Annotated in this window: 4 protein-coding genes and 1 pseudogene; 1 reads left to right on the forward strand and 4 read right to left on the reverse strand. The window is 77.5% G+C overall.

What is annotated here, in order from left to right:
• Positions 1-57 precede the first annotated feature (57 nt).
• Genes VR45_RS17335 through VR45_RS17345 form a run of 3 tightly spaced genes read right to left on the reverse strand, consistent with a single transcriptional unit; the run spans position 58 to position 4,444 of the window.
• Positions 58-1,461 (reverse strand): AAA family ATPase, encoded by a 1,404-nt coding sequence (locus VR45_RS17335; RefSeq protein ID WP_078896604.1) that lies wholly within the window; start codon positions 1,459-1,461, stop codon positions 58-60.
• A gap of 8 nt (positions 1,462-1,469) precedes the next feature.
• A complete protein-coding gene (locus tag VR45_RS17340; RefSeq protein WP_063772500.1) occupies positions 1,470-3,164 on the reverse strand; it encodes a hypothetical protein in 1,695 nt (564 codons plus the stop codon).
• Positions 3,161-4,444: a hypothetical protein gene (locus VR45_RS17345; RefSeq protein WP_107084200.1), complete on the reverse strand. Its 1,284-nt coding sequence runs from the start codon at positions 4,442-4,444 to the stop codon at positions 3,161-3,163. Before VR45_RS17345 ends, VR45_RS17340 begins: the two co-directional genes overlap by 4 nt.
• 243 nt (positions 4,445-4,687) lie before the next feature.
• Here VR45_RS17345 and VR45_RS17350 point away from each other — a divergent pair, with 243 nt between their 5' ends.
• A complete protein-coding gene (locus VR45_RS17350) occupies positions 4,688-5,344 on the forward strand; it encodes a histidine phosphatase family protein (protein WP_045940682.1) in 657 nt (218 codons plus the stop codon).
• Positions 5,345-5,417: 73 nt separating this feature from the next.
• Here the strand turns inward: VR45_RS17350 and VR45_RS17355 are convergent.
• Positions 5,418-6,272 (reverse strand): annotated as a pseudogene (locus VR45_RS17355) (tetratricopeptide repeat protein); the annotation flags it as partial.

Here is a 6,272-nt window from a genome sequence, read left to right on the forward strand (position 1 = left end):
CCCGGCCGCACCCCGGCCGCACCCCTGGCGGCGCCGGGCGGGCCGGGCCGCCCGGCCTCAGGAACCGCCCAGCCGCACCCGGTGCCCGGACAGGTGGTGCAGCACCCGGTGATTGGCCTCCCACCCGTCGGGGAAGGCGACCGGGACACCCAACTGCACCGGTTCGGTGGCCGGATGCTCGTCCAGCAGCTCCGCGATCCCGGCCCGGGCCACCACGATGCAGGCGTGCCGGTGCCGGGAGGCGAGCACGCACAGCCGGCCGGTCTCCAGGTGGAACGCCGTCGCGTCCGGCCGCCCGGAGAGCGGGTGCAGCACCACCGTGACGTCGTACTCCCGGCCCTGCAGCCGGTTCGCGGTGTCCACCGTCACCGCCGGGCCGGCCGCCCCGTCCACCGGCACCCCGACCTTGACCAGCGCCGCCCGGACCGCCGCCGCCTGGTCCCGGTGGGCCGTGCCGACCGCGACCCGGTCCGCCGTGAGCGGGGCCGACCCCTGCTCGGAGTGGGCGGTCAGCCCCCGGTCCAGCAGCCGCCGCACGGTCGCCGCCACCGCCGCGACCGCCTGCGGATCGGTCCGCACGGTGTGCCGGGCGGGCAGTTCCAGCAGGGCCCAGCCGTGCTCGGCCGCCCGGTCGATCGCCGCATCCAGGGCCGAACCGTCCGGCCGCACCGCCGCCGTCAGCCGCCGGTCCCCGGGCCCGGTGCCCGAACGGAACGGGGTGAACGGGTAGAACGCGCCGGAGATCAGCGGCGCCGCGCTGGCCGGCAGCCGCCAGGACACCGGCAGCCGGTGCGGCCGGATCTGCGGGTTGTGCGCGAGCAGGGTGACCACCGCGCTGCCCGAGGGGTCGTAGGACAGGCCCGCCCACTGCTCGGTGCCGACCACGGTGAACGGGTCCAGCTGGCCCGGGTCGCCGACGAACAGCGCCCGCTCGAACAGCCGGGCCACCGCCAGCAGCGCGTCCGAGCGCATCTGGTACGCCTCGTCGACGATCGCGTGCCGCCACGGCTGCTCGGCCCGCACCCACTGCCACTTGGCCGAGGTGGAGATCACCACGTCCAGCTCGGCGAGCTCGGCGACCTTGTCCGAGGGCGTCACATTGGCGTGGCGCAGCACCTCGGGCCCCGGGCGGGCGTCCGCCGCGTGCAGCCGGCCGATCGTCAGATCGGGGGCCTTGACGGCCAGCCGGTCGACCAGGTCGTCCACCTGGCCGTTGGTCTGGGCGACGATCATCAGCCGCTCCCCGGCGGCCACCAGCTCCCGGGCGGCGCGCACCACCAGGGTCGACTTGCCGGCCCCGGGCGGCGAGTCCACCACGACACCGCGCGGCGCGCCGACGGCGGGGCGGACGGTCGCCTCCAGGATCCGGGCCACCGCCGCGTCGGCCGCCGCTCCGGGTGTCGGGTCCCCGGCCGGGTCGCCGGGGCCGCCGGGCGGGGCGGTCTGCTCGGTGCTGCTCATCGGCCGGATCACTCCCAGTCCTCGGCGGTGCCGCTGCCGGCGTCGGTGCCTGTGTCTGTGTCTGTGCCAGTGCCAGTGCCTGTACCGGTGCCTGTACCGGGCACGGCCGGCAGCACGGTGACGACGGCCCCGGGCGGGCCGCCGTGCGTCCACGGGGTGTCGTCCGGATCGGGCAGCGGCGCGGCCTGCCGGACCGTCAGCTCGAACAGGGTGAAGGTCACCCGCTCGCCCGGCTCGGGCAGGCTCCCCGGCTCGGGCTCCTTCTTCCGCCCCATGCCGGACAGCACCCGCACGGTGACGGTGCCCGCCTCCGGGTCGACGGCGGCGATCACCGCCTTCTGCGCCGGTGCCGACCCCGCCTCCGGCCCCGGCGCCGCCCGGACCCGGTGCACCTCCCGGCCCGGGTCGGCGTGCGGGCGGTCACCGGTGCGCACCGTCACCAGCGGGCGCGGCTTGGGGGAGCGGCCGGTGGTGTCGTAGTCCGGCACCACCTCGGTCACCACTCCGCTGAACGCCTCCCCGGAGAGCCGGTGCTCGGCCATCGCCAGCGGGTCGTCCAGCGCCTCCTGGACGTCCAGCCGGGTCTGCTCGCGCTCGCGCTGGGCGAGCTTGCGGGCGGCCGTCACGGCGTCGTCGACCCGGGGCTGCGGGGGCTCCCCGGCCGCCAGCCGGTCCCGGTGGCCGGTGTACGACCAGCGGTCGCCGGTCCAGCGCTCGGGCAGATGGCCGGCCGGGGGCAGCGCCCGCAGCAGGTCCAGGCCGTGCCAGACGTCCTGCCAGGCCGGCAGCAGTTCCGCGCGCAGCACGGCGCGCAGCCGGTCGACGGAGACCCGGACGGCCTCCCGGGCCGCCGCGACGTCCCCGCCGCCGGGGCCCTCGGCCTCGCGCAGGGCCGTCGCGGCCGCGTCGTAGCGGGCGATCGCCGGGGCGAGCACCTTGGTGTCGAACACCGGGTCGGTGGTCGGTCCGGCCGGCGGGCGGACCAGCCGGCCCTCGGCGTTGCGCTCGGTCTCGGCCCGCTCGGCCGCCTCCGCGCCGGTCTGCCCCTCCGGCGGGGTGTGCCAGGCGAGCAGGGCGGCCAGGTGCTGGTCCTCCAGGTGGCTCTGGCCGGTGGCCCAGTGCCGCGCGAGCAGCCCGGTCATCGGCAGCAGCAGGCTGGACCCGGGCACGGCCGAGCGCTCGGCCAGGTGGGTCAGCCAGCGGCCGAGCAGCGGCACCCGGGCCGGGGCCGGGAACGGGCCCGGGTCCTCGTCCTCGGCGGTGCGGCGGAACCGGGTCGAGCGGCCGAGCAGCGCCAGATGGCGCACGCCCCCGCTGTTCGGCACGACCAGCTGCGGCGCGTCCGCGCACAGCTCGCGGACCACCGGGGCCTTCGCACCCGTCTCCGGGTCCTTCTCGGAGCCCTCGATCAGCTCGACCTCGTCGCCGAAGGACTCCAGGTAGGGCAGCAGGTCGGCGGCCAGGTCGGCCAGGAACTCGGAGCGCAGCGTGCGGTTGAGCGGCTGCGGCACGATGTGCAGCACCGGCGCGTCCCGGTCGGTGCCGAGCAGCACGGCCAGCGGGGCGCCGTCCTCACCGGCGGAGGTCAGCGGGACGAGCACCATCGGGCGCTCCGACAGGTGCCGGTGGCGGACGGTGGCCAGCGGCTCGGCGCGGCCGCCGCGGACGGCCTCCAGCCGGGCCAGGGTGGTCAGCAGGCTCATCGCCCGCCCTCCGGGCCGGCCGGGTGGGGGCGGCCGAGCGCCTCGGCACGCAGGGCGGCGGCGTAGGCCAGCCGGGCGGCGGCCTCGTCGGCCCCGTCGCCGTCGTCGTCGCCGTCCTTGCCGTCCTCGGTGCTGCCGTCGTCATTGCTGCCGTTGGCGCTGCCGCCGACGGGACCGGTCCGGGCCACCGCCAGGGCCTCGCCCACCGTGCGGATGCTGCCCAGCTCGCCCCGGACACCCCGGCCGAGCTGCTCGACCCGGTCCCCGCAGCGGGCCTGGGCCCGGCAGTGGAAGCCGAGTTCGCAGGTGGAGAGGCAGTCCGGGCTGTACGCGGCCGGCACCGTCCCGACCGTCTTCTCCAACTCCTCGGTGGAGCGGACCGGGGCGCCGTCCGCGTCGGGGGAGAGGTCGAAGTCCGCCCCCGGCGGCAGCACCGCCAGCAGCCGCTCGATGCCGGTCATCCGGCTCAGCTGACGGCGGGTGGTCGCCAGCTCGCGGCGGACGTCCACCGGCACGGCGGTCGGCCGGCTGCCGAAGTCCTCCGGGCAGACCAGCAGCACGGTCGTCCGGGGACTGCCCGGCAGCAGCTGCTCGGCGTACGGGTCCGGGTCCACCGCCTGCCCGGCCAGCGCCGCCGCGGCCTCCTGGAGCGCCAGCACGTAGACCGCCGCCTGGCGGGCGGCGGCGCCCACCTTGCCCGGGTCCGCGGTGCCGTCCAGCACCGGGAAGGACTTGATCTCGACCACGGTGCAGCGGCCGCCGTGCACCACGACGGCGTCCGGCTCCAGGTAGGCGGTCGAACCGGCCACGTCCAGCCGCAGCAGCGGATGGTCCAGCAGCGTCCAGGCGTGCTCCTCGGCGGCCGCCTCCGCGAGCGCCGCCGCCGTCCGGTCGGCCCGTACCGCCGGACCGGAGGAACGCAGCAGGTCCGGCACGAGCAGCGGGCCGTCCTCGCCGGCCGGCCCGAGCCGGCGGCGCAGCGGCTCCAGCAGCGCCGCGTAGCCGTTCTCCTTCAGCCGGGCCTCGAACACGACGCCGCGCGCCAGTGCGAGCGGCGACCGGCCGAAGGGGGCGGGGCGGCCGAGACGGGCGGCCAGCGCCGTCTTGTCCACCCCGGCGGCGTCCAGCACGGCGCGGCGGTGGCACCCCGGATTGGCGGCCAGGGCGGCGAGGGCACGGGCGTTCAGACTGCGCTGCGGCGCCGGTCCGCGCAGCTCGGCGAGCCGCTGGGCGAGCGGCTCCGCCGGCCCGCGGAGCGGGGCGTTCGTCGAGACGTTCATGGTGCGGCCCAGTGTCGCATCCGGCTCCGACAATCCGGCCGGAACCGGCCGTTGGCGACGAACGGGCGAGGAACGGGCGAGGAACCCGGCGGCCACTGGGCGGCCGCCGGGCCCGGTGCCGGGCCCGGCGGAGCGGGAGCCGGAGGCCGGGATCGTGGGCGCTCCTCGGGTGGGGGATCATGGAGGCCGGTGCTCGATGGCGAGGCCGACGTCGTCACCCGCCCCGATCGCGAGGAGCCTGCCATGCCCGCCCGAATCCTGCTGGTCCGCCACGGTGAGACCGAGTGGTCGGCGACCGGCCGCCACACCGGCCGCACCGACATCCCGCTGACCGAGGAGGGCCGCGCGATGGCCCGCGCGCTCGGCGTCCGCCTCGCCGCGGCGCCCTGGAACGGCCTGCCCGACGCCCTCGTGTTCACCAGCCCGCTCGACCGCGCCAAGGAGACCTGCGCGCTGGCCGGCCTCGGCGACCGGGCGGTCGAACGCCCCGAGCTCATGGAGTGGGACTACGGCAGCTACGAGGGCCGCACCGGCGCCGACATCCGCGCCGCCGACCACCCCGGCTGGCTGATCTGGCGCGACGGCGTCCCCGGCGGCGAGAAGCTCTCCGACGTCGCCGCCCGGGTCGACGCCCTCCTCGCCGACCTCAACACCGAGCACGGCGTGCCGGAGCCGGACACCACCGTCATGCACTGCGCCGACCGCGACGTGGTGCTCTTCGCCCACGGCCACCTGCTGCGCATCCTGACCGCCCGCTGGCTGGGCCTGCCGCCCGAGTTCGCCCAGCGGTTCAAGCTCGGCACGGCCGCGCTCTGCATCCTCTCCTGGGAGTACGGCGCGCCGGCGGTCGAGCTCTGGAACGACCAGGGCCACCTGGAGACCCTCACGCACAAGTCCTGACCCCGGCACCGGCCCGGGCCGTCCGCCGTCCCTGTCCCGCCGGGGTGGCGGGCGCCGGGCAGCCGGGCGGGCATCAGGCGGCCGCCGTCGCCGCGCCGTACGCGGCCAGGAAGCGTCCGACCTCCGGCACCCGCCGGTGCTGCCGCAGCCGCTGCGCGGTGTCCGCGAGCATCCAGCGGATCCGCGCCGAGCGCACGTCGTCGAACAGTGCCACGGCGGCCGAGCCGTGCTCGGCCGCGCCCGCCAGGTCGCCGCGGCCGAGCCGGTCGTGGGCGAGTTCGGCGGTGTACAGCACCCGGTTGCGGACGAAGTGCGGCTTCTGGAGCGCTATGGCCAGCCCGGCGCGCTCGCTCGCCCGCTCCCAGTCCCCGAGGGCGGACCAGCACTGGGCCTGCAGCCCGGCGAGTTCGGCCTCGCCGAAGAACGACATCCACTCCGGGTCGGTCCCGGACGGGCCCCGGTCGAAGTGCCGGCAGGCCCGGGCGACCGCCCGCTCGCAGGCGGCGCGGTCCTGCAGCAGCGCCCAGCCGCCGGCCTCGCGCATCGCGAGCAGGGCGAGCAGCCGGTCCGAGTCGAGCTCCCGGGCGGCGGACTGCCCGGCCTGGGCGGCGCGCAGTGCTTCCCGGGGCCGGCCGGCGTCGCGGGCGAGGAAGGCGCTGTTGCAGAAGACGTGCGCCTCCAGCGCGGCGTCCCCGGCCATCCGCGCGGTGGCCAGCGCCTCGGCGTAGTACGAGCGGGCGTCCGCGAGCCGGTTCGAATCGTGGGCCAACCAGCCGACCGAGACGGCCAGTTCGCCGGCGCCGGCCTGGAGCCTGCGCTCGGTCCCGGTGGAGTACTCGCACGCGTCGAGCAGGACGTAGGCGGCCCGCAGCGAGCGGCCCGCCTGCTCGAACAGCGCGTCGGCGCCGTGCGCGTCGTCGGCCAACCG

The organism is Streptomyces sp. NRRL S-495, from assembly GCF_000966955.1.
GTDB classification, from domain to species: Bacteria; Actinomycetota; Actinomycetes; order Streptomycetales; family Streptomycetaceae; genus Kitasatospora; species Kitasatospora purpeofusca.